Below are 1,916 nucleotides of genomic sequence, written 5' to 3' on the forward strand. Positions count from 1 at the left end.
CGTCGATACCGTGACCCGATCCGGCCAGTCGATTGCCAGTTCGAGTTTGCTGGCGCAAACCTAGATATCGACACGCAGAGTGATTGATCCATCACAGTCACGTCGAGACGCGAGGAGAACGGTCATGCCGAGCCCCTACGTCCGCCGCCGCCGGCTCGCCGCCGAGCTCCGCAAGATCCGCGAGAACCGCGGCCTCACCACGGACGAGCTGGCCAAGCTCGTCTACCAGTCCCGAACCAAGATCACCCGCCTGGAGCTCGGACAGGTGCGCCCTGATCTGGCTGAGGTGGTCTCGATCCTTCAGGCCCTCGGCGTGGAAGGCCGCCAGTACGAAAAACTGTTTCAACTCGCCCTGGAGGCGGCAGGGAAGGGCTGGTGGGACCGTTACGGCGTGGCGATGGGTCCCCGTCAGAAGCTTTACGCCGACTTGGAAGCCAATGCCAAAGGCATCAAGAACTACAACCTGACGGGCATGCCAGCGATCCTGCAACACCCCACGTTCATCTCAGCACTCGTCGATCTCGATCGATGTCAGGGACCGCTGAACTATCGCCCTGAGCGCATGACCGAAGCTCGGGAGCTACGGCAGCGCGAACTGCTCCGGTCGAACGGCCCTGCCTACGACACCATCTTGGACGAGTCCGTTGTCCATAGGCTGGCGGTTCCCCCGACTGCGATGGCGGCACAGCTACAACACATGATCGCGGTCGTCTCGTCTCACGAGAGGATCACTGTGCGCGTCCTCCCTCACAACGTCCGCATCCCTGGTGGCTTGCTTCCCAAGTCCAGCTTCTTCCTCTTCACCTTCCCCGATGCAGGCGACTCCCCTTTGGTCGTGCTTGAGACGGTAACCGACGACCTGGTCTTGGACCAGCGAGGCGAGGTGGCTCAGTACACATGCTTGTACGACCGGCTTCGGAAGGCCGCACTCTCGCCCAAGAAAAGTGTGACCTTCCTTAGAGGGGTAGCCAATCGTCTCGTTGAAGAGGCAGGATCATAGGCATGAGCAAGCACTACACCCGTTGGCGCAAGTCACGTCACAGCGACCCCAATGGCGGCTGCATCGAGGCCGGACGCGCTCCCGATGGGACGGTTGGCGTCCGGGACACCAAACAGCAAGGCCAGGGACCGATCCTCCAGTTCACCCGATCTGAATGGGCGGCCCTCCTCAGATCCGTCCGTAACCTCCCCCACGGAGGGTAGGCATTGCGCCATGCGAATGCACCACACAAGTTGGCGCAAGTCACGCCACAGCGACCCCAACAGCCATTGTGTCGAGGTCGCTCGTACTACCGTACGGTAGTATCGGCGTCCGCGACAGCGAGCAACTTGGCCAAAGACCAATCTTGCAGTTCACCCAGACCGAGTGGACGGTCTTCGTTGCTCTTGTCCACAACATTCCGCTAGGGAGTTAGGCACCTCTCCATGCAAAAACCCCACACGAGCTGGCGCAAATCACGCCGCAGCGACCCCAACGGGGACTGCATCGAGGTGAGACGCGCCGTCGACGGGACGATCGGAGTCCGAGACACCAAGCAACACGGCTATGGTCCCATCCCGAAATTTACGCAGACCGAGTGGAGGGCCTTCCTCGCCTCAGTGCGTGAGGCGTCGAACGGAGGCTGAACCAGTTCATGAACGAAGCCGCAAGGGGTTGGCGCAAATCACACCACAGTAAGCGCAATGGCGGATGCATCGAGGCCGGACGAGCTCCCGGCGGCAGGATCGGCGTCCGCGACACCAAGCAGCACGGCCGCGGTCCCATCCTGGAGTTCACGCGGGCCGAGTGGAGGGCCTTCCTCGCCTCGGTGCGTGAGGCGTCGCACGGAGGCTGAACCAGTTCGCGAGTGACGGCGTTGGGCTCGCCATGGCGCCGCTTTGGGCTGCCCTTCCTGCGAATCACGGGACGGCCCCGT

General features: G+C 62.3%; 4 protein-coding genes and 1 pseudogene. All 5 read left to right on the forward strand.

Annotated features, from left to right (window positions below; all coding sequences use genetic code 11):
* Positions 1–124: 124 nt before the first annotated feature.
* The 5 genes and pseudogenes from ACGWYJ_RS38745 (at position 125) to ACGWYJ_RS38765 (ending at position 1,835) form a co-directional block, all read left to right on the forward strand.
* A complete protein-coding gene (locus ACGWYJ_RS38745; protein WP_395111675.1) occupies positions 125–1,000 on the forward strand; it encodes a helix-turn-helix domain-containing protein in 876 nt (291 codons plus the stop codon).
* A gap of 2 nt (positions 1,001–1,002) precedes the next feature.
* Positions 1,003–1,203, forward strand: coding sequence for a DUF397 domain-containing protein (locus ACGWYJ_RS38750; RefSeq protein ID WP_395111677.1), 201 nt, complete (start codon positions 1,003–1,005; stop codon positions 1,201–1,203).
* 16 nt (positions 1,204–1,219) lie between these two features.
* Positions 1,220–1,415 (forward strand): annotated as a pseudogene (locus ACGWYJ_RS38755) (DUF397 domain-containing protein).
* 10 nt (positions 1,416–1,425) lie between these two features.
* Positions 1,426–1,626: a DUF397 domain-containing protein gene (locus ACGWYJ_RS38760; protein WP_395111679.1), complete on the forward strand. Its 201-nt coding sequence runs from the start codon at positions 1,426–1,428 to the stop codon at positions 1,624–1,626.
* 8 nt (positions 1,627–1,634) lie between these two features.
* Entirely contained in the window at positions 1,635–1,835 is a 201-nt protein-coding gene (locus tag ACGWYJ_RS38765) for a DUF397 domain-containing protein (RefSeq protein WP_395111680.1), read from the forward strand.
* Positions 1,836–1,916 lie beyond the last annotated feature (81 nt).

Origin of the sequence: Actinomadura sp. SCN-SB (assembly GCF_043906805.1) — a bacterium.
In the GTDB taxonomy this organism is placed as follows: domain Bacteria; phylum Actinomycetota; class Actinomycetes; order Streptosporangiales; family Streptosporangiaceae; genus Spirillospora.